Source organism: Rhizobium sp. WSM4643, assembly GCF_025152745.1.
In the GTDB taxonomy this organism is placed as follows: Bacteria; Pseudomonadota; Alphaproteobacteria; order Rhizobiales; family Rhizobiaceae; genus Rhizobium; species Rhizobium leguminosarum_I.
The window spans coordinates 1,319,080-1,337,578 of record NZ_CP104040.1 but is presented as its reverse complement, the minus strand read 5'-3'; the positions used below and the strand labels follow the sequence as shown (position 1 = coordinate 1,337,578).

15 protein-coding genes are annotated in these 18,499 nt (G+C 61.6%); 8 read left to right on the top strand and 7 right to left on the bottom strand.

Features of this window, described 5'->3' with window-relative positions; all coding sequences use genetic code 11:
- The first annotated feature begins 44 nt into the window (after positions 1 to 44).
- The 4 genes from N1937_RS06835 (at position 45) to N1937_RS06820 (ending at position 5,500) form a co-directional block, all read left to right on the top strand.
- Positions 45 to 1,436 carry a multicopper oxidase family protein gene (locus N1937_RS06835; RefSeq protein ID WP_170278479.1) on the top strand — a complete coding sequence of 464 codons (1,392 nt, stop codon included), beginning with the start codon at positions 45 to 47 and terminating at the stop codon, positions 1,434 to 1,436.
- Positions 1,437 to 1,597: 161 nt separating this feature from the next.
- Positions 1,598 to 2,743 (top strand): ribonuclease D, encoded by a 1,146-nt coding sequence (gene rnd / locus N1937_RS06830; protein ID WP_162117182.1) that lies wholly within the window; start codon positions 1,598 to 1,600, stop codon positions 2,741 to 2,743.
- Between the two features lie 183 nt (positions 2,744 to 2,926).
- Positions 2,927 to 3,988, top strand: coding sequence for an adenylate/guanylate cyclase domain-containing protein (locus N1937_RS06825; RefSeq protein ID WP_260058035.1), 1,062 nt, complete (start codon positions 2,927 to 2,929; stop codon positions 3,986 to 3,988).
- A gap of 153 nt (positions 3,989 to 4,141) precedes the next feature.
- A complete protein-coding gene (locus N1937_RS06820) occupies positions 4,142 to 5,500 on the top strand; it encodes an esterase-like activity of phytase family protein (protein WP_260058034.1) in 1,359 nt (452 codons plus the stop codon).
- Between the two features lie 318 nt (positions 5,501 to 5,818).
- On the opposite strand, the gene ppx is transcribed toward N1937_RS06820, so the two are convergent.
- From ppx to N1937_RS06800, 4 genes are all read right to left on the bottom strand, one after another.
- The gene (gene ppx, locus N1937_RS06815; protein WP_260058033.1) at positions 5,819 to 7,339 is read right to left on the bottom strand and encodes an exopolyphosphatase; all 1,521 of its coding nucleotides are present in this window, start codon (positions 7,337 to 7,339) and stop codon (positions 5,819 to 5,821) included.
- A 12-nt stretch (positions 7,340 to 7,351) separates the two neighbouring features.
- Positions 7,352 to 9,514, bottom strand: coding sequence for an RNA degradosome polyphosphate kinase (locus N1937_RS06810; RefSeq protein ID WP_441005667.1), 2,163 nt, complete (start codon positions 9,512 to 9,514; stop codon positions 7,352 to 7,354).
- A 108-nt stretch (positions 9,515 to 9,622) separates the two neighbouring features.
- The gene (hdaA, locus tag N1937_RS06805) at positions 9,623 to 10,336 is read right to left on the bottom strand and encodes a DnaA regulatory inactivator HdaA (RefSeq protein WP_260058032.1); all 714 of its coding nucleotides are present in this window, start codon (positions 10,334 to 10,336) and stop codon (positions 9,623 to 9,625) included.
- Positions 10,329 to 11,453, bottom strand: coding sequence for an AI-2E family transporter (locus N1937_RS06800; protein WP_026154094.1), 1,125 nt, complete (start codon positions 11,451 to 11,453; stop codon positions 10,329 to 10,331). Before N1937_RS06800 ends, hdaA begins: the two co-directional genes overlap by 8 nt.
- A 246-nt stretch (positions 11,454 to 11,699) precedes the next feature.
- Between N1937_RS06800 and purM the strand changes: the two genes are divergently transcribed.
- Both purM and purN read left to right on the top strand, forming a co-directional pair.
- Positions 11,700 to 12,773 carry a phosphoribosylformylglycinamidine cyclo-ligase gene (gene purM, locus N1937_RS06795; RefSeq protein WP_260058030.1) on the top strand — a complete coding sequence of 358 codons (1,074 nt, stop codon included), beginning with the start codon at positions 11,700 to 11,702 and terminating at the stop codon, positions 12,771 to 12,773.
- Positions 12,770 to 13,444, top strand: a complete 675-nt coding sequence (gene purN, locus N1937_RS06790; protein WP_260058029.1) for a phosphoribosylglycinamide formyltransferase — start codon at positions 12,770 to 12,772, stop codon at positions 13,442 to 13,444. The genes purM and purN overlap by 4 nt, the downstream gene beginning before the upstream one ends.
- Before the next feature lie 271 nt (positions 13,445 to 13,715).
- Here the strand turns inward: purN and N1937_RS06785 are convergent, their stop codons facing one another.
- Positions 13,716 to 14,885 carry an alpha-D-ribose 1-methylphosphonate 5-triphosphate diphosphatase gene (locus tag N1937_RS06785; protein ID WP_170280077.1) on the bottom strand — a complete coding sequence of 390 codons (1,170 nt, stop codon included), beginning with the start codon at positions 14,883 to 14,885 and terminating at the stop codon, positions 13,716 to 13,718.
- A gap of 179 nt (positions 14,886 to 15,064) precedes the next feature.
- On the opposite strand from N1937_RS06785, the gene N1937_RS06780 reads away from it, so the two are divergent.
- Together N1937_RS06780 and N1937_RS06775 are read left to right on the top strand one after the other, a co-directional pair.
- A complete protein-coding gene (locus N1937_RS06780; protein ID WP_017963751.1) occupies positions 15,065 to 15,304 on the top strand; it encodes a type II toxin-antitoxin system Phd/YefM family antitoxin in 240 nt (79 codons plus the stop codon).
- Complete coding sequence (locus tag N1937_RS06775; protein ID WP_017963750.1) at positions 15,304 to 15,708, top strand: type II toxin-antitoxin system VapC family toxin; 405 nt, start codon at positions 15,304 to 15,306, stop codon at positions 15,706 to 15,708. The genes N1937_RS06780 and N1937_RS06775 overlap by 1 nt, the downstream gene beginning before the upstream one ends.
- Here N1937_RS06775 and N1937_RS06770 read toward each other — a convergent pair.
- On the bottom strand, positions 15,705 to 16,295 hold the full coding sequence (locus N1937_RS06770; RefSeq protein ID WP_017963749.1) for an NUDIX domain-containing protein: 591 nt from the start codon (positions 16,293 to 16,295) through the stop codon (positions 15,705 to 15,707). The genes N1937_RS06775 and N1937_RS06770 overlap by 4 nt on opposite strands.
- Complete coding sequence (locus tag N1937_RS06765) at positions 16,292 to 18,496, bottom strand: molybdopterin oxidoreductase family protein (RefSeq protein WP_260058024.1); 2,205 nt, start codon at positions 18,494 to 18,496, stop codon at positions 16,292 to 16,294. Before N1937_RS06765 ends, N1937_RS06770 begins: the two co-directional genes overlap by 4 nt.
- Positions 18,497 to 18,499: the final 3 nt, after the last annotated feature.

Sequence of the window (18,499 nt, the reverse complement as noted above, 5' to 3'; positions counted from 1 at the left end):
CAGTCAACTTTAAAAGGGTCGGCATCGTCACCGCGGAGCATCCCATGCCTCTTCTCACCCGCCGCAATCTCCTGAAGGCGTCCGCCGTCGCCGGCGCTTATGGAGTGGGCATCGGCATCGCCGGCAGATTCGGGCTTGCGGAGGCGGCACCGGAGCCGCAGCTGCTGAAAGCCTTGAAAACCGAGGCCATGCTGACGGAAGCGGGCCCGACCAAAGATATCATGAGCTGGGGCAATGACGGCATGCCGCCGGTTCTCAGAATGACCAAGGGCCGGCCCTATGCGGCACGGCTGACCAACGGGCTCGACGAGCCGACAACGATCCATTGGCACGGGCTTCGCATCGACAACCGAATGGACGGCGTGCCCTTCATGACGCAGCCCTACGTCTATACCGGCGACAGCTTCGATTATGCCTTCACGCCGCCCGACGCCGGCACCTTCTGGTATCATCCGCATTGTAACACGCTGACGCAGATGGGACACGGCATGACCGGCGTCATCGTCGTCGAGAACCCGGCCGATCCGGAGTTCGATGCGGAGGTGGTGCTGAACCTGCGCGACTGGCGGCTCGGCGGCGACGGCCAATTCATCGCCCCCTTCCGCCCGCGCGATGCGGCCAAGACCGGCACCTACGGCACGGTGCGCACCGCCAACTGGCATCAGGAACCGCGATACGACGCGCCAGCCGGCGGGCTGGTTCGGCTGCGCATCGCGGTCACCGACGTAACGCGGATCTTCTCCCTGAAGATGGAAGGCGCCGACGCCACCGTGATTGCGATCGACGGCAATCCGGTGCCGAAGCGTTTTTCCCTCGACCTGCTGCAGATCGGACCGGGCCAGCGGCTCGATCTTGCCGTGCGCATGCCCGACGGCGAAGGCGCGATCGCGACGCTGGAAGATATCCGCGGCACGACGCCGAAGACGATCGCCAGCCTGCGCGCGGTCGGATCATCATTGAAGCGCGCCATCGGCGATCTCGGGCCGCTTGTCGACAACCCCGTCCAGAAGGCCGATCTAACCGCCGCCGAGCAGATCCCGCTGATACTGAGCGCCACTGCCGAGAATGCTAGCGTCGAAAGCATCTGCGGCACGCTCGGCTACAGTTTCTGGGCAATCAACAAGGTGCCGTGGCCAGGCGACACGCCCGATCCGACAGCGCCGCTTGCGGAATTGAAGCTCGGCAAGAGCTATGTCTTCAATCTCGAAAATACCACGCCGCATGCGCATCCGATCCATCTGCACGGGATGAGCTTCACGGTGATCTCCTCCTCGACGCGGCAGGTAATGCCGCTGGTGTCAGATACCTATCTCATCCAGCCGGACGAGAAGGTGCAGCTTGCCTTCGTCGCCGACAATCCCGGCGACTGGCTGCTGCATTGCCATATCATCGAGCATCAGAAGACGGGGATGACGAGCTATCTCAGGGTAAGCTGAGGCAGTGCGCTTTCACTGCGGTTGGGCTGTGCTTGGCGCCTTGCCTCAGTTTGGACGTGATTCTTAGCCAGCAATGCTCGAAGCGTATGCTGTTGTATTGACATATCGAACCGAAAGGAGAAGGAAGGTTTAACCGACCTTTTCCTTGCGAATGAAATGATATGATCGAAACCACCGCCGATTTGGCGGCCGCCTGCAAAGAGCTGGCCAAGTCCGACTTCATCACCATCGACACCGAATTCCTGCGCGAAACGACCTTCTGGCCGGAGCTCTGCCTGATTCAGATGGCAAGCCCGACGACGGAAGTTCTCGTCGATCCGCTGGCCAAGGGCATCGATCTCGCCCCCTTCTTCGAGCTGATGGCCGATACGAAGGTGCTGAAGGTCTTTCATGCGGCCCGCCAAGACATCGAAATCATCTTCAATCGCGGCAATCTCATTCCGCATCCGATCTTCGACACGCAGGTCGCCGCCATGGTCTGCGGCTTCGGCGACAGCGTCTCCTATGACCAGTTGGTCAGCCGTATCAAGAACGTGCATATCGACAAGTCGTCGCGCTTCACCGACTGGAGCCGCCGGCCGCTGTCGGACAAACAGCTGGATTATGCGCTGGCCGACGTCACCCACCTGCGCGACGTATACCTGTCGCTGAAGGCGGAACTTGATCGCGAAGGCCGCACCTCCTGGCTCTCCGAGGAAATGGACATTCTCGAGTCGCGCGAAACCTACGACATGCATCCCGACGATGCATGGCAGCGGCTGAAGATGCGCCTGCGCAAGCCGCAGGAGCTGGCGATCCTCAAATACGTCGCCGCCTGGCGCGAACGCGAGGCGCGGGCCCGCAACGTGCCGCGTTCGCGGGTGCTGAAGGACGATGCGATCTACGAAATCGCCCAGCAGCAGCCCAAGGATACCGAGGCGCTCGGCCGGCTGCGCACCATTCCGAAGGGCTGGGAGCGCTCGGTCTCCGGCGCTGCGGTCATTGAGGCCGTCAACACCGCTCTTGATCTTCCGAAGGCCGATATGCCGCATGTGCCGCGCCAGGCGCAGGCGCCCGAAGGGGCCGCTGCTGCCGTCGAATTGTTGAAGGTGCTGCTGAAGCTGATTTCGGAAAAACACGGCGTGGCGCCGAAGGTGATCGCCAACAGCGAGGATCTCGACAAGATCGCCGCCGAGGGCGAGAAGGCGGAAGTCGCTGCCCTGCACGGCTGGCGGCGCGATCTTTTCGGCGAGCCGGCACTGCAGCTGATCCAGGGCGCGATCGCCCTGCGCTTCGTCGGGCGGAAGGTCGAAACCGTCAGCCTCTGAGACGGCTGCAGAATTCCTTAAATCTAAATCGATTTGCGGATAATTGTGCGGCAATTCAAAGTGCTACGGCGTCCTTTAGCGGCTCTCGAAAAGACACGCTAAGGACGCAGTAGTTTCGAATTCGCTTGACGGTTTTTTCCGGCCTGAAACAATGGCCGGGAAAACTCACGGCGCAGAGGCGGCATGCGGGAAATATCTCCGACACAGAATTGGATCCTCATCGCGATCGTCCTCGCGGCCAGCGGCGTCGTCTATGATCTGATGTTCTACTCCAATCAGACGCCGGTTATCGGGGCGATCTTCGCGCTGTTCATCGGCATGCCGATTCTCGCCTTCGAGCGCAAGGTGCTATTTCGGGCGCTCTATAGACGCATCCAAAAGCTGCCGACCTTCGCCTTCATCATCACCGAACTGGTGATCTACGAAATCCTGATGAGTATCGGCTTTGCCTGCGCCGGCCTGTTGCTCTGGTCGCTCGGCATGCTGAAGCCGGCGTCGCTCCTCGACCTCGTCATCATGCCGTTCGAGGTGTTCCTGTATGCGCTTGCGGTCTGCACGATGCTGATCTTCGTCTTGCGCGTGCGAGAACTGCTTGGTCGTGAAGTCTTCCTCAGCATGCTCATCAGCCGCTACCGCAATCCGGTCAAGGAAGAGCGCGTCTTCCTGTTCATCGACCTCGTCGATTCGACGGCTTTTGCCGAGAAGCATGGCGACCTCAGGGCGCAACAATTGCTGAACTCGCTGTTTGCGACCTTCGCCGAGCCCGTCAGGCGCCACAAGGGCATGATCAACGACTATGTCGGCGATGCGGCGATCATCACCTGGCCGCTTGCCCGCGGCGTCAAGGATGCACGTTGTGTGCGCTGCATCTTCGATATCCTTGCCGACATCGAAGCCAATGCCGGCGGCTGGCGGAAAAATTACGGGCAGGTGCCAAAGCTCCGCGCCGCCCTTCACGGCGGCGAGATCATCACCGCCGAAATCGGCGTCGACCATCACAAGATCAGCTATTTCGGCGATACGGTGAACACCACCGCCCGGCTGGAGACGCTCTGCCGCAGTCTGAACCGATCGGTTCTGATCTCCAGCGAGCTTGCCCGGCGCATGAATTTTCCCGACGACATCACCTGCGAGGATCTCGGCACCCATGCTGTGAAGGGACGCGGCCAGGCGCTCGGCGTCATGGCGCTTACCTCGCGCGCGGTCACCGTGCTGAACACGCCGGCGGTCGTTCTGCACGGCTGATGCGTAAATTCAAAGTGTTACAGCGTCCTTTGTGCGTCTGAGAAAGACGCGCGGCGCTGTAGTACGTCACCAAAGCTTCACCCAACCGTCAATTCGCTGACACGGAAGCCCTGCTAAGCGGAAGGCCTTTGCAATCCGTTCCACGGGGATATTATGAAGAACGCCCTTTTTGCTTCCGCATCGCTTTTCATCTTGGTCGCAGGCTCCGCATCGGCCGACCAACAGCAGTTCCCGGCCAAGCTCGCCGGCCAGGCGATCCTGCCTGCCAACACCGTCGTTCCGGCACCGGCCGATGCCCCCGAATTCCTCAAGCATTCCGGCAAGTTTACGACGCCGGACCGCAAGCGCACCGAAGCGCTCGGCACGGTTCCCGGCAAGGACGGCGCCCGCATCACCGATCTGAAGCTTCCCTTCGACGGCCAGCCGATCCAGGGTTTCTCGGGCGTCAAGACAATGGCCGACGGCACCTTCTGGACACTCTCCGACAACGGCTTCGGCTCGAAGTCCAACTCGTCGGATTCCATGCTCTTCCTGCACCAGATGAAGTTCGACTGGGCCGGCAACAAGGCTGAAGTCGTCAAGAACCTCTTCCTTTCCGACCCCAATAAGATCGCCCCGTTCCCGATCGTGCTTGAAGGCAGCGACACGCGTTATCTCACCGGCGCCGACTTCGACATCGAATCGATCCAGCCGGTTGCCGACGGCTTCTGGCTTGGAGACGAATTCGGTCCCTACATCCTGAAGTTCGACACATCAGGCCGCCTGACCGACGTCATTGCGACGACGCTCGACGGCAAGCCGGTGCTTTCGCCCGACAATCCGCTTCTCTCGGTTCCATCAAACCCGGCCGCCAAGATGCCGGTCTTCAATCTGAAGCGCTCCGGCGGCTTCGAAGGCCTCGCCATGTCGAAGGACGGTGCCAAGCTCTACGGCCTGCTCGAAGGCGCTATCTACAAGGATGACGGCACGGTGGAAACCATCGATGGCCACACCGCCGTCCGCGTCATCGAGTTCGATGTCGCCTCCAAGAAGTGGACCGGCCGCAGCTGGCTCTATCCGTTCGAAGACAAGGGAGTGTCGATCGGCGACTTCAACATGCTCGACGAGACGACCGCTCTCGTCATCGAGCGCGATAACGGCGCCGGTACCGCGGACAAGGCCTGCGCCGATCCCAAGCAGCCGAAGCCGGATTGCTTCGAAGCTCCGGCCGTGCTGAAGCGGGTCTATAAGATCGAGTTCAACGATGCCAATGTCGGCAAAGCCGTCCGCAAGATCGGCTATATCGACCTGCTGAACATCCAGGACCCCGACAACAAGAAGAAGGCCGGCAGCAAGGACGGCGTCTACGACATGCCGTTCGTGACGATCGAAAACGTCGACCGCGTCGACGCCACGCACATCATCATCGGCAACGACAACAACCTGCCCTTCTCGGCCGGCCGCGCCGTCGACAAGGCTGACAATAACGAGTTCAGCCTGCTGGAAGTCGGGGAGTTCCTGAACGCGAAGTAGTTTGGGTTGATATAGATAGAGGGCGGTGCGTGGGCGCCGCCCTTTTTGGTGGTTGATATTTGGCGGAATGCCGTGTGTGCCCCTCTCTGCCCTGCCGGGCCCAGGGTCGAGCCACGCGTCTCGACCCGTCCTTCGGACCCCCCACAGGTAGGGAGATTGGCTGGGCGCAACGACTCGCCCAAAACAACAGCGGCTCAGCTCGGCTTGACGTTCAGGATGCGGGAAGGTCATGCCACTTGTGATCTCCCCACCTGTGGGGGAGATGGCCGGCAGGGCAGAGGGGGGCCTGCTCGGCACGAGTCGAGTTGTAAATCAAACCTATTCGAACCGAAATGCCAACCGCTTGTTCGTCAGCCTCGACAGCTGCTGCAGGCGGCCGTCCAGGCGTTCGCCGGCGAAATCGCGATATTCGGGAGGCACGACGAATTCGAGGTCGAGGTCTGGGCTCGATGATTTGCGGAAGGTCAGGTTCTTGACGATGCCGGGCATCGAAGCCGAGAAGAGGTAGACGACGCGCAGCATGCCGCCGAGCAGCTTGGCGCGCTCGACGAGCTGGGGCGTAGCGATCTGCGCCAGCGGACCGGTAGCGCCGTCGTCATGCAGGCCTTCAAAACGGTAATAATTGGAAAGCGCGATGAAGGCGCGGCCGGGATGACTGATGCCGACGAAGGAAGAGTGGGCGATGACGTTCAGCGCCTGCAGGCCGCGATAGTCAGGATGAGCGCGCCAGCTGATGTCGGCAAGCAGACAGGCGGCCTGACGGTAGCGGCTTTCCTCTTCGGTTTCCTGGATGCCGAAGAGGGGCATCATCCGGCCGGTCCATTCCGCCAGCTCGCGCGCATGCTCCGGCGAACGGGCACGCAGGATCGCCAGTTCGCCGGCGGCGGCAAGCAACGGATCCAGGCGGCGCTCGGCCTCCGACAGCAGCGAATAAAGATATCCCTCGCGCACACCCTGCGCCGAGAAGGAAATCAACGACGGCTTCATCGCGCTCAGCACTTCCTTCATGGCGACGGCGCCGAAGGGCAGCAGCGACCGGCGGTGCTTGGAAACGGCCTGCAGCGCCGGCTCCCTGGAATCGCGCGCGGCAACCACCTGATCGAGGAACTGCATCATTCCTTCGAGCGGCACTTCATAACCCTGCATCATGTGCAGCGGATAATGGGTGATTTCCATGTGCAGCTTGGCGATGTTTCGCCAGGTGCCGCCGACGGCGTAGAAGGTGCGCCCCTCGCCTTTCGACAACAGTTTTGCCGTCTTCAGCTGCTTGCGGGCAAAGGTCTGGGCCTTGGAAAGCGAGCCGCCGGCATATTCCGACAGGCGCAGGCCGCCGAGCGGCAGCGTGATGCCCTTGCCGACCTCTTTGCCCTTGATATCGATCAACTCCAGCGAGCCGCCGCCGAGATCGCCGGCAATGCCGTCAGGATTATAGAAACCGCTGATGATGCCGAGCGAGGCGAATTTTGCCTCCTCCTCGCCCGAGAGCACGCGGACCTTGCGGTTAAGGATGGTTTCCGCCTGATGGATGAAATCAGGACCGTTGCTCGCCTCGCGCGCGGCCGCCGTCGCCAGCACATACATGGTAGCGGCGCGCGCCTGATCTGACAGAGCCTTGAAACGGTGCAGCGCCGCCAGAGCCCGGCCGACACTGTCTTCGTCCATTTTGCCGGTAAGGGCGACGCCTTTGCCCAGGCCGCAGAGGACCTTTTCGTTGAAGAGGACGGTTGGCGAACGGGACATGCCTTCGTAGACGACAAGACGAATGGAATTCGATCCAATATCGACGACGGAGACCGGGGCGATCCCCGGAAGGCGCCCCTGGGCTTCAGATTCAACCATTTAGGTCCAGTTTTACTTGTTGTTGCGGCCTTCGAGCAGGCCGGCGATCAGCTTCGGCGCACTGGACTTCAGAGCTTCACCACGGCCTGACAGGCTCGGATTGGTCATGAAATATTGCTGCGCATTGAACGGTTCTTCGCCCCTGCGCACTTCCATGCGTCGCGACGTACCGTCGGGCAATATCTCGTAGCTTTGTTGATTGTCAATCACGTTGCCGAGCATAATCTGTGACAAGACCTGCTCGTGAACCGTCGGATTCGTCAATGGAACCATCGTTTCCACACGGCGATCGAGGTTTCGCGGCATCATGTCGGCCGAGCCGATGTAAACCAGCGCCTTGTCGGACGGCAGGCCGTGGCCGTTGCCGAAGCAGAAGATGCGGCTGTGTTCGAGGAAGCGGCCGACAATCGACTTGACGCGAATCTTTTCCGAAAGGCCGGGCACCTGCGGACGCAGGCAGCAGATGCCACGCACGACGAGATCGATCTCGACGCCGGCATGGCTGGCGCGATAGAGCGCATCGATGATGTCAGGATCGACAAGCGAATTCATCTTCATCCAGATCGCTGCCGGCGTGCCGTTCCTGGCATGCTGGACCTCTTCCTCGATGTGACGCAGGATGCGCGAGCGCATCGTATAGGGCGAGATCGCGAGCTGCATACCCTGTTCCGGCTCACCATAGCCGGTGATGAAGTTGAAGATGTTCGCCATGTCGTGGGCGATGACAGGATTGCAGGTGAAGTAGGATAGATCGGTATAGATCTTCGCGGTGATCGGGTGATAGTTGCCGGTGCCAAGATGGCAATAGGTGCGCAGTTTGCCATCCTCGCGACGGACGACCAGCGACATCTTGGCGTGGGTCTTGAGCTCGATGAAACCGAAGACGACCTGGACGCCGGCACGTTCGAGGTCGCGCGCCCAACGGATGTTCGCCTCTTCGTCGAAGCGGGCCTTGAGCTCGACCAGCGCCGTCACCGACTTGCCGGCTTCGGCGGCATCGATCAGCGCGCGAACGATCGGGCTGTCGTTGGAGGTGCGGTAAAGCGTCTGCTTTATCGCCAGGACGTCAGGATCGCGCGCAGCCTGGAGAAGAAACTGGACCACCACGTCGAAAGATTCGTAGGGGTGATGGACAACCATGTCCTTTTCCCGGATGGCTGCGAAGCAGTCGCCGGCATGCTCGCGGACGCGCTCGGGAAATCGCGCATTGTAGGGGGCAAACCTGAGATCGTCGCGCGGCGCCTTGGTAATCTCCGACAGCGTGTTCAGCGCCAGAAGACCCGGCAGAACGGCGACGCGGTTGTCGGGGATACTCAGCGCCTGGACGACGAACTGGCGCAGCGAGGCCGGCATTTCCGAGTCGGTCTCGATGCGGATGACCTTGCCGCGACGGCGGCGCTTCAGCGCCGTTTCGAAGAAGCGGACGAGATCCTCGGCCTCTTCCTCGACTTCGATATCGCTGTCGCGGATGACGCGGAACGTACCGGAGCCCTGCACCTCGTAACCCGGGTAGAGCCGGTGGATGAAGATGTTGGCGACATCTTCCAGCGTGATGTAGCGGATGGTGTTTCCATCATCCGGCAGGCGGACGAAGCGGTCGAGCGCCACCGGCAGGCGCAGCAGTGCGGTCATCGGTTCGCGGCCATTCTTGCTGACGAGCTGCAGACCGATCGAGAAGCCGAGATTCGGGATGAAGGGGAACGGATGGGCCGGATCGATCGATAGCGGCGTCAAAACAGGAAAGATCGCCTGTTCGAATTCGGCGGCCAGCCACTGGCGGTCGCCATCGCTCAAGGCGCCGGGGCGCACGATCAAGATGTCTTCCTTGGCGAGATATTGTTGCAGCACCGCGAGCGAGGCCTGCTGCTCCATCTGCAGATGGTCGATCTCCTGCAGGATCGAATCGAGCTGCTCGGCCGGCGTCTTGCCGTCGGGGCTGCGGATGGCGATATTCTGGCGTACCTGGCCCTCGAGGCCGGCGACACGCACCATGAAGAATTCATCGAGGTTGGCGGCCGAAATCGACAGGAAACGGACGCGCTCGAGCAGCGGATGCTCGGTATTCAACGTTTCTTCCAGGACACGGCGATTGAACTGCAGCCAGGAGAATTCTCGATTGATGAAGCGCTCGGGGCTCTTGAGCAGCTCTTCCAGCGGGGGGGTGTTGTCGTTGATTTCCGGAGTGAGTTCCTGATGTTCTGCGACTGCGCTGTCCATGGTCCGCTTACCCCGTTTTCAATCGCCAAAGGCAATTATATCAGTTTGACGACGGAACTGTGACAGTCAATCGGCTGGTTCCGAATTTCCCAATTCATTCAATACTTCGGCAGCAAGAGACCGGGTGATTTTCGTGCCCCGCGACAGGGCCAGCCGGTCAAGCCTTTCGACGATCGTCTGGGCCGCGTTCAGCGACCGCTCCATCCGGTTGACGATATAGAGCACGAGTTTGTCATCTATATAAAGCTGCCGGTCGGCGAAGAGCTTGACGATCACCTGCGACAACAGCGCCTCATCGGGTTCGCCGATCTCGACGACGGTCGCTGCTTTCAGGCGCGAGCGCAGATCGGGCAGCAAAACCGGCCACGACATCGGCCAGAGACGGCTGGTGATCAACAGGCTGGTGCCATTTTCGCGGACGCTGTTAATGACGTGAAAGAGCGCGTTGTCGTCGAAACCAATACGGTCGGCGTCCTCGAACAGCACCGGCCCGGCGGCGGCGGCAACCGCGGCATCCGAGCCAAGCTCGGGATGGATGCTCACCGCGTCGCTCAATTCCCGCCAGATGCGGGCGAGATGCGATTTTCCCGAGCCGACGGGGCCGGCAAGCACGACGACCGGCGATGGCCATGCCGGCCAGGCGTCGACGATCGAAACGGCGGCGGCGAGACGCTCCGAGATCAGGAGGTCGTCACGCCCGCTTGCGGCATCGTGCGAAAAGACCAGCGGCAGCTGCTCTCCGGCCTTGCGCTTCGGATCAGCGTTCTTCACGTCATTCATTAGGAACTGATTTCGTCTTCCGGGCGCGGTTACTGGGCGACCCGCCAAAATAAAGATCGCTCTGAAGGTAGCGTGAAAGTGCGAAGCGGACAAGGACGCCGACGGCCGCCGCCGCCGGCACGGCGACCAGAAGCCCCACGAAACCGAAGAGCGCGCCAAAGGCAAAGAGCGCAAACATCAGCCAGACCGGATGCAGGCCGACGCTCGAGCCGACCAGCTTCGGCTGCAGAATGTTGCCTTCGAGGAACTGGCCGCTGAAGAAGACGACGAGCACCAGGCCGATCCACGGATAATCCGGCCAGAACTGCACAAGCGCGACGCCGACGGCCAGCACGAGCCCAACCATCGAGCCGACATAGGGAATGAAGCTGATCATGCCGGCGAAGAGACCGATCAGCAGGCCGAAATTCAGCCCGACGAGAGAGAGGCCGGCGGCATAATAGATGCCGAGGATGAGGCAGAGCGAGCCCTGTCCGCGGATGAAACCGGCAATCGCCTGGTCGATCTCCTTGGCGATCTGGCGGACATCGCGGACGTAATCACGCGGGACCCATTGGTCGACCTTGGCAACCATGCGGTCCCAGTCGAGCAGGATGTAGAAGGCGACGACGGGGGTGACCACGAGCAGCGATATGACGTCGACGATCGCCTTGCCGGAATTCCAGATCTGCGCAAAGAGCCCGGTGAGGAAGCCCATGCCCTCCGACAGGATGCCCGAGAGATTGTCCTTGATCGTGCCCATCTGGTTCTCGACCCAGTCCGGCAGCAGCGAATTTTGCGCCTGCGCGATGAACTGCTGTAATTGGCTGATATAACCCGGCAGACGCTGAGCGAAATCGTTGAACTGGCTGATCAGCACCGGAATGAGGATCATCAGCGCCAGCGCGAAGACGATGACGAAGGCGACGAGAATACCGATGGTCGCCATCATGCGGCTCAGACCCAGGCGCTCCAGCCGGTCGGCCACCGGATCGAGGAAATAGGCGATCGCCATGCCGGCGATGAAGGGTAGCAGGATCGAGCTGAAGACATAGAGAAAGACGATGAAAAAGACGAGCACCGCCAGCCAGAAGAATATCTGACGCTTGAGAATGTTTCCACTGACTTGCTGTGGCATTGCCTTCCCCGTTGGTCGCTCGCCGCCGCCTGGCGCCGCATCCGATCCGAAGCGGCCATTCAGCACATAGGATGCAGGCGCAAAGATGGTCAACCCTGCCGCGGCGAATCCCCCAAAGGCTCAGGAAAGACGCGGGAAATTGGGGGCTTTTGCCATGCAACGCTTGCATAAACGCCCCTGTCATGCAATTGCGACCGGCAGATGACGCGGCACGTTTGCCGCCTGAAATAGCCATCGGAGACCAGCATGAGCCAGTCTGGGAAAAACGGCCTGACATATAGCGATGCGGGCGTCGACATCGATGCCGGCAACCTCCTCGTCGAGAAGATCAAGCCGGCGGTGCGCTCGACGCGCCGTCCCGGCGCCGACGGGGAGATCGGCGGCTTCGGCGGGCTGTTCGACCTCAAGGCGGCGGGCTTTACCGATCCGGTTCTCGTCGCGGCCAATGACGGCGTCGGCACCAAACTGAAGATTGCGATCGACGCCGACTATCACGACACGGTCGGCATCGACCTCGTCGCCATGTGTGTCAATGATCTCGTGGTGCAGGGCGCCGAGCCGCTGTTCTTCCTCGATTATTTCGCGACCGGCAAGCTCGACCCCGATCAGGGTGCGGCAATCGTCAGCGGCATTGCCGCCGGCTGCCGCGAGGCCGGCTGCGCGCTGATCGGCGGCGAGACGGCCGAAATGCCCGGGATGTATTCCTCCGGCGACTACGACCTCGCCGGCTTTGCCGTCGGTGCTGCCGAACGCGGCAAGCTCCTGCCATCAGGCGATATTGCCGAGGGTGACGTAATCCTCGGCCTTGCCTCCTCCGGCGTCCATTCCAACGGTTTCTCGCTGGTGCGCAAGATCGTCGAATTGTCCGGTCTCGATTGGGATGCGCCGGCACCGTTCGCCGAAGGCAAGAAGCTCGGCGAAGCGCTGCTCGAGCCGACCCGCATCTATGTGAAGCCGCTTCTGAAGGCGATCCGCGAGACCGGCGCCATCAAGGCGCTGGCGCACATCACCGGCGGCGGCTTCCCGGAAAATATTCCGCGCGTGCTGCCGAAGCACCTGGCGGCCGAGATCGATCTTGCCGCCGTCCAGGTGCCGCTGGTGTTTTCGTGGCTCGCCAAGACGGGCGGTGTCGAATCCAGGGAAATGCTGCGCACTTTCAACTGCGGCGTCGGCATGATCGCCGTCGTCGCCAGCGAGAATGTTGCGGCGGTTTCCGCCGCACTCGAAGCCGAGGGCGAGACTGTCGTCACGCTCGGCCGCATGATCGCCCGCGACGAGGGCGCTGCCGGCACGGTCTACAAGGGCACGCTTGCCATATGAGCTCGCCGCGCAAACGCGCCGTCGTCTTCATATCAGGCAGCGGCTCCAACATGATGGCGCTGGTTGCGGCGGCAAAGGCAGCCGGCTACCCGGCCGAGATCGTCGGCGTCATCTCCGACAAGGCGGATGCCGGCGGGCTTGCCAAGGCCGCCGCCGAAGGCATCGCCACCTTCGCCTTCCCCCGCAAGGACTATGCCAGCAAGGATGCGCATGAGGCGGCGATATTTTCGGCTCTCGACGAACTTTCGCCCGACATTCTCTGCCTCGCAGGCTACATGCGGCTGCTGACGCCGACATTCATCCAGCGTTACGAAGGCCGGATGCTCAACATACACCCTTCCCTGCTGCCGCTATTTCCCGGCCTGCATACCCATCAACGTGCAATCGACGCCGGCATGCGGATCGCCGGCTGCACGGTGCATTTCGTCACCGAAGGCATGGATGAGGGGCCGGTGATCGGCCAGGCGGCCGTACCCGTTCTTTCCGGCGACACGGCCGAAAGCCTTGCAGCGCGTGTGCTCACCGTGGAGCACCAGATCTATCCGCAAGCGCTGCGGCTCTTTGCCGAAGGCCGCGTGACGATGGAAGGCGGCAGGGCCGTCGGTGCGGCGGAGGCCTCGACCGCAGCAGCCGAGGCTCAACTGATCTCGCTGATCGGCGACCGCGCCTAAGCGCATCACCACACGACGCGCTTCAGACTGGTGACAAAGTCGGCCAGCTTGCCGCCTGGTTCGAATGGCCGCCCCTCATCCGGCTGCCGCCACCTTCTCCCCGTAAACGGGACGAAGGGACCATGCCGCAACCTCTCCGTTCCCCGCAACCTGTCGTATGGCACGTCCCCTCGCCCCGTTTACGGGGAGAGGGCTAGGGTGAGGGGCAGCCATCTTTCATTGCTTTATGCATATCGTCGTCCCAAAAATCGCATTTTTTGGGCGACATGCATTAAGCCGCCAGAGCCCGTAGCGGATGCAGCGTGCCGTCGCTGTAGACGAAGCGGCCGGCGCGGAAGGTGGCGCGGATGCGGTTGATATCGCCAGGCTCGACCACGACCAGATCGGCGCGTTGGCCGACGGCGATCTCGCCGCGATCCGATAGGCCTGCGGAACGGGCCGCGTTGCCGGTCGCCATGGCAACGGCGGCTGGCAGGCCGCCCTCCACCATGTCGGCAAGCTTGAAGATGCCGGGTACGAAGGCAGCCGGATGATAATCGGCGGCAATGACGCTCAGCAGACCGGCCCTCGCAGCATCGAGCGCGCTGAGATTGCCCGACATCGACTGGCCGCGGAGTGCGTTCGGCGCGCCCATCAACGTCCAGAGACCGCGACGTCGCGCCTCTTCGGCCGCAGGTGCGGTGACCGGAAACTCGCTGATGGTGACGCCGAGATCGTGCATTTCGGCGACTTTTTCAACACTGTCATCGTCATGCGAGGCAAGCGACAGCTTGTGCTTCAGCGACAGCGCGACGATCTCCTTCAGCTTGGCTTCGATGTCAGGATTGCTGCGCATGGCGATGCGCTTGGCGACGATCTCCGCCGCCATTTCCTCGGAGACGGCGCGGCGCTCGGAAATGCTGAGGATATAGCTTTGGAGGTTGTTGTACTGGCCCTGGCCCGGCGTGTGGTCGGTGAGCGAAACCATGTCGATCTGATCGGCATTCAGCAGGCGCTCGAGTGCCGCGGCTGCGCCGACGTTGGTGATCTCGTAGCGGGCGTGGACGCGGTGGTCGATCAGCAGATCGTCACGCAGGCGGTTGATGCCCTCGATCACCGCCGATGTCGTCTCCAGCGAGCGGACGTGACCGTAGACGCTTTCGGTTGCAAAGGAGACGGCGGCGAACGCCGTCGTGACACCGGCAGCGGCAAGCTTCTTGTCAAGTTCGTGGATGCCGAAATCGATCGGCATCGTTGCGTTCGGCCGCGGGGCGATTTCGCGTTCGATCATGTCGCCGTGCAGATCGACGAATCCGGGCATCAGCAGCCGTCCGCCGCCATCGATGGCGGCACCGGCGACCGGCTCCGGCCTGATCTCGGCGATGGCGCCATCCTCAACACGCACGGAACCTTCACTCACCACCTCGTTTGGGAGAACGAGGGTGAAATTGCTGAGCCACATGGGCTTTCTCCTGACCGCATCCGATGATTGACAAACCGCAGCGCATAGAACTGCTTCGTGACAACTGCATGAAGAACTTCCAAACTTCTTACTCTTTCCGTTCTTGCTTCGCCATACTTGACCAATCAGTTGACCAAGTTTTGACGTGACATTACATTAAACACAAATGGACGGTGGCTATGACGATCAAAGTGAAAGTGGCAGAGGCAAAAACGCATCTCTCGGAGCTTCTGACAAAGGTGGAAGCAGGCGAAGATGTGGTGATATCACGCGGCAACAACGCGGTCGCCCGCATGATCAAGATCGATGACCATCGCCAGAGGCTCGACGCCATCCGTGCACTCCGCAGCGAACGGGCAGAACGCGCCGGAGCAACCGCGGCCGAAATTCAAGCCTGGCGGCGCGAAGGCCAACGCTGATGCCGTTCGTGGTTGATGCTTCGGTTGCGGCGGCTTGGTTGCTTGTCGATGAGGAAAGCCGGACTGCCGAAGAAGCCTTGTCGTTTCTCGAAACGGAAGATGCCTTGGTGCCCGATCTCTTCTGGCATGAGATACGCAACATCCTGTTGACCGCGGAACGGCGGAAACGCATCTCCAACGAGGATGTGCTCGCTTGTCTCATGCGACTCACCAGCCTGCCGCTGCGCACTGTCTCAAGCGAAGACCATCTTCCGATCTTGCGGCTTGCCGGAAAATATCAGCTATCGGCCTATGACGCCGCTTATCTGGCGCTTGCGGTCGCAGAGAACGTATCGCTTGCGACGCTGGATGCCAGACTGGAACGTGCCGCGTCTGCGGAAAGTCTCACCTTCGGGCTGGGTTAGAAAAGCGTTCCCCTGTTCAACAGCGCCCATTGCAGAAGCACGATCGTTTTGACGTCGAAGATCTCGCCGGTTTCGATCATCGCCGCCGCTTCGTCGAGCGGGATTTCGAGGACCTCGATGTCCTCGTGCTCCTCATCCAGGCCGCCGCCTTCCGCCACGCGGTCGGCGATGTCGATGAGGGCTGCGAAGAAATGCACGACTTCGGTGACGGCGCCCGGCGAGGGATAGGATTTGAACAGGAAGCGCGCATCGCGTAGGCGATAGCCGGTCTCCTCCATCGCCTCGCGACGGATCGCCGCCTCGGGATGGTCGTCGTCGAGAAGGCCGGCAGGCACCTCGATGATCCAGCCGGGATCGCCGTTGAGATGAACGGCGAGGCGGAATTGGCGGACGAGAACGACGAGGTCGCGCCTGGGATCGTAAAGCAGGATGCAGGCGGCCGGCGTGCGGTGATAGACTTCCCGCTTCAACCGCTGGGTCGCGCCCCTGCGGTCGATATAGTCGAGTAGGTAGCTGCTCAGCCGCGTCCACCCATTCGACAGGATTTCTTCGCTGACGATCTTCACGCGTGATTTCGGCTGCGTCATGCTGCGTCCCTGCGAAGCCAGACCTTGTTGTCGTGTACGGCCGCCCCGCCATAGGGCGCGACGGGGTCGGCACCGGTCAAGACGTTGATGCCCTCGCCGTCGACATGCGCTTTGTTCGGCCAGAGCCCCTCGGCGATCAGCACGCCGGATTTGACTTCGGTGGTGATGCGGGCATGGAGGCGCAGATCGCCGCGGCTGTTGCCAATACGGACGAGATCGCCATGGCCGATGCCATTGGCTTCGGCGTCGGCCGGATTGATCATCACTTCAGGACGACCTTCCTTCTGGCGAGAGGTCTTGGTCTCGGAGAAGCTCGAATTCAGGAAGTTGCGCGCCGGCGACGTGGCGAGCCGGAAGGGATGTTCGTAATCGGCGACTTCGATGACATCGACCTGATCGGGGAAGGCCGGAAGCGCGGCATGCGGACCGAGCGCGCCGATAGAAGCCGGGGGCTTGTTCGGCGCCGGCTGATGGATCCAGTCCGGGCGGAAATGGAACTTGCCATCCGGATGGGCAAAGCCGTTCAGATAATGCGCCTCCTCGAAAGCGGGCTGACGATCGAACCATTTGTGTTCGAGGAAATGGTCGTAATCCGGCAGGCCGCTCGATTCCAGAATGCGGTCGACCATCTCGCGGGCGGTGAAGCCGAAGCCGGGGCGATCGGCGACGCCGAGGCGTTTTGCCAATTCCTCGATGACGAAGAGATTGGTGCGCACGGTTGGCGGCGGCTCGACCAGCTTCGGCCCCAGCAGGATATGGTTCTGGCCGCCGGCGCGGTAGATATCGTCATGCTCGACGAACATCGTCGCCGGTATGACGATATCGGCGATCTCGGCTGTCTCGGTCATGAACTGCTCGTGCACGGCAACGAAGAGGTCGTTGCGGGCAAAGCCGCGCCTGACCAGGCGCTGTTCGGGCGCGATATTGGCGGGATTGGTGTTCTGGATCAGCATCGCCGTCACCGGGCCGCGATGGCGCAGCGCCACCGGATCGCCGGTCAGCACGCGGCCGATCTGGGATTGATCGAGCATGCGGACATCCGCATCCTTCATCGACCGGCCGGTCAGTTCGGCACTGTTCATGCGGAAGATGTCGCTGTTCGAATGGAAGGCGCCGCCCCCCTCATATTGCCAGGAACCGAGAACGGTGGCGATCGAGGCGGCCGCATGCATGGCGACCGCGCCGTTGCGCTGGCGGGTGAAGCCATAACCCAGGCGGAAAAAGGTCTTCTTCGTCGTGCCGACGAGGCTGGCGAAGGCTTCGATCTCCTCGACCGAAAGGCCGGTGATGGCAGCGGCCCATTGCGGCGTCTTGGTTTTCAGATGCGCCTCGAGACCGGCGGGATCATCGGCATATCTCGCCATATAGTCACGGTCGGCGTAACCGTCGCGGAAGGCGATGTGCATGACGGCGCAGGCGAGTGCGGCGTCGGTGCCTGGCCTGACAATCAGCGCCATGTCGGCCTGCTTTATCGTCGGATTGTCGTAAATGTCGATGACGACGATCTTCGCGCCGCGCTCCTTGCGCGACTTGATGGCGTGGGTCATCACGTTGACCTGGGTGGAGACCGCGTTGGTGCCCCAGATGACGACGCAATCCGTGCGGCCCATCTCGCGCGGATCGGGGCCGCGCAACGTGCCGGTCGCCATGGTGAAGCCGGTCCAGGCGGGGTTGGTGCAGATCGAGGAGAAGAAGCCGGAGTAACGCTTGGCATGACGAAGGCGATCGATGGAATCGCGCTGCACCCAGCCCATGGTACCGGCGTAGAAATAGGGCCAGATCGCTTCGCTGCCGTCCCTTGCCTCGGACTTGACAAAGGCTTCGGCGATCTCATCCAGCGCATCGTCCCAGGAAATCTGCTGCCACTGCCCTGCCCCCTTGGCGCCGGCGCGGCGTAGCGGATGCATCAGGCGGTCGGAATGGTAGAGCCGCTCGGCATAACGGGCGACCTTGGCGCAGATGACACCCGACGTGTAAGAATGGTCATTGGCGCCGCGGACACGGCCGATGCGCCCATCCTCTGATATATCGACCTCCAGCGCACAGGTGGAGGGACAGTCATGCGGACAGGCGGTGTGGCCTACCCTATTCTCCGGCTTGGATGATTTGGCGTGGATGGGGGTCGCAATGTTCATGGCATTTGTATATTCCAAGGCTTGCACGGCCAAAAGCCACAAAAATTCCCCATGACGCGAATTCATACG

Bases quoted from the DNA above. Each gene is read 5' to 3' on its own strand.
- N1937_RS06835 (WP_170278479.1), top strand. From the start codon at position 45: ATGCCTCTTCTCACCCGCCGCAATCTCCTGAAGGCGTCCGCCGTCGCC.
- rnd (WP_162117182.1), top strand. From the start codon at position 1,598: ATGATCGAAACCACCGCCGATTTGGCGGCCGCCTGCAAAGAGCTGGCC.
- N1937_RS06825 (WP_260058035.1), top strand. From the start codon at position 2,927: ATGCGGGAAATATCTCCGACACAGAATTGGATCCTCATCGCGATCGTC.
- N1937_RS06820 (WP_260058034.1), top strand. From the start codon at position 4,142: ATGAAGAACGCCCTTTTTGCTTCCGCATCGCTTTTCATCTTGGTCGCA.
- ppx (WP_260058033.1), bottom strand. From the start codon at position 7,339: ATGGTTGAATCTGAAGCCCAGGGGCGCCTTCCGGGGATCGCCCCGGTC.
- hdaA (WP_260058032.1), bottom strand. From the start codon at position 10,336: ATGAATGACGTGAAGAACGCTGATCCGAAGCGCAAGGCCGGAGAGCAG.
- N1937_RS06800 (WP_026154094.1), bottom strand. From the start codon at position 11,453: ATGCCACAGCAAGTCAGTGGAAACATTCTCAAGCGTCAGATATTCTTC.
- purM (WP_260058030.1), top strand. From the start codon at position 11,700: ATGAGCCAGTCTGGGAAAAACGGCCTGACATATAGCGATGCGGGCGTC.
- purN (WP_260058029.1), top strand. From the start codon at position 12,770: ATGAGCTCGCCGCGCAAACGCGCCGTCGTCTTCATATCAGGCAGCGGC.
- N1937_RS06785 (WP_170280077.1), bottom strand. From the start codon at position 14,885: ATGTGGCTCAGCAATTTCACCCTCGTTCTCCCAAACGAGGTGGTGAGT.
- N1937_RS06780 (WP_017963751.1), top strand. From the start codon at position 15,065: ATGACGATCAAAGTGAAAGTGGCAGAGGCAAAAACGCATCTCTCGGAG.
- N1937_RS06775 (WP_017963750.1), top strand. From the start codon at position 15,304: ATGCCGTTCGTGGTTGATGCTTCGGTTGCGGCGGCTTGGTTGCTTGTC.
- N1937_RS06770 (WP_017963749.1), bottom strand. From the start codon at position 16,295: ATGACGCAGCCGAAATCACGCGTGAAGATCGTCAGCGAAGAAATCCTG.
- N1937_RS06765 (WP_260058024.1), bottom strand. From the start codon at position 18,496: ATGAATTCGCGTCATGGGGAATTTTTGTGGCTTTTGGCCGTGCAAGCC.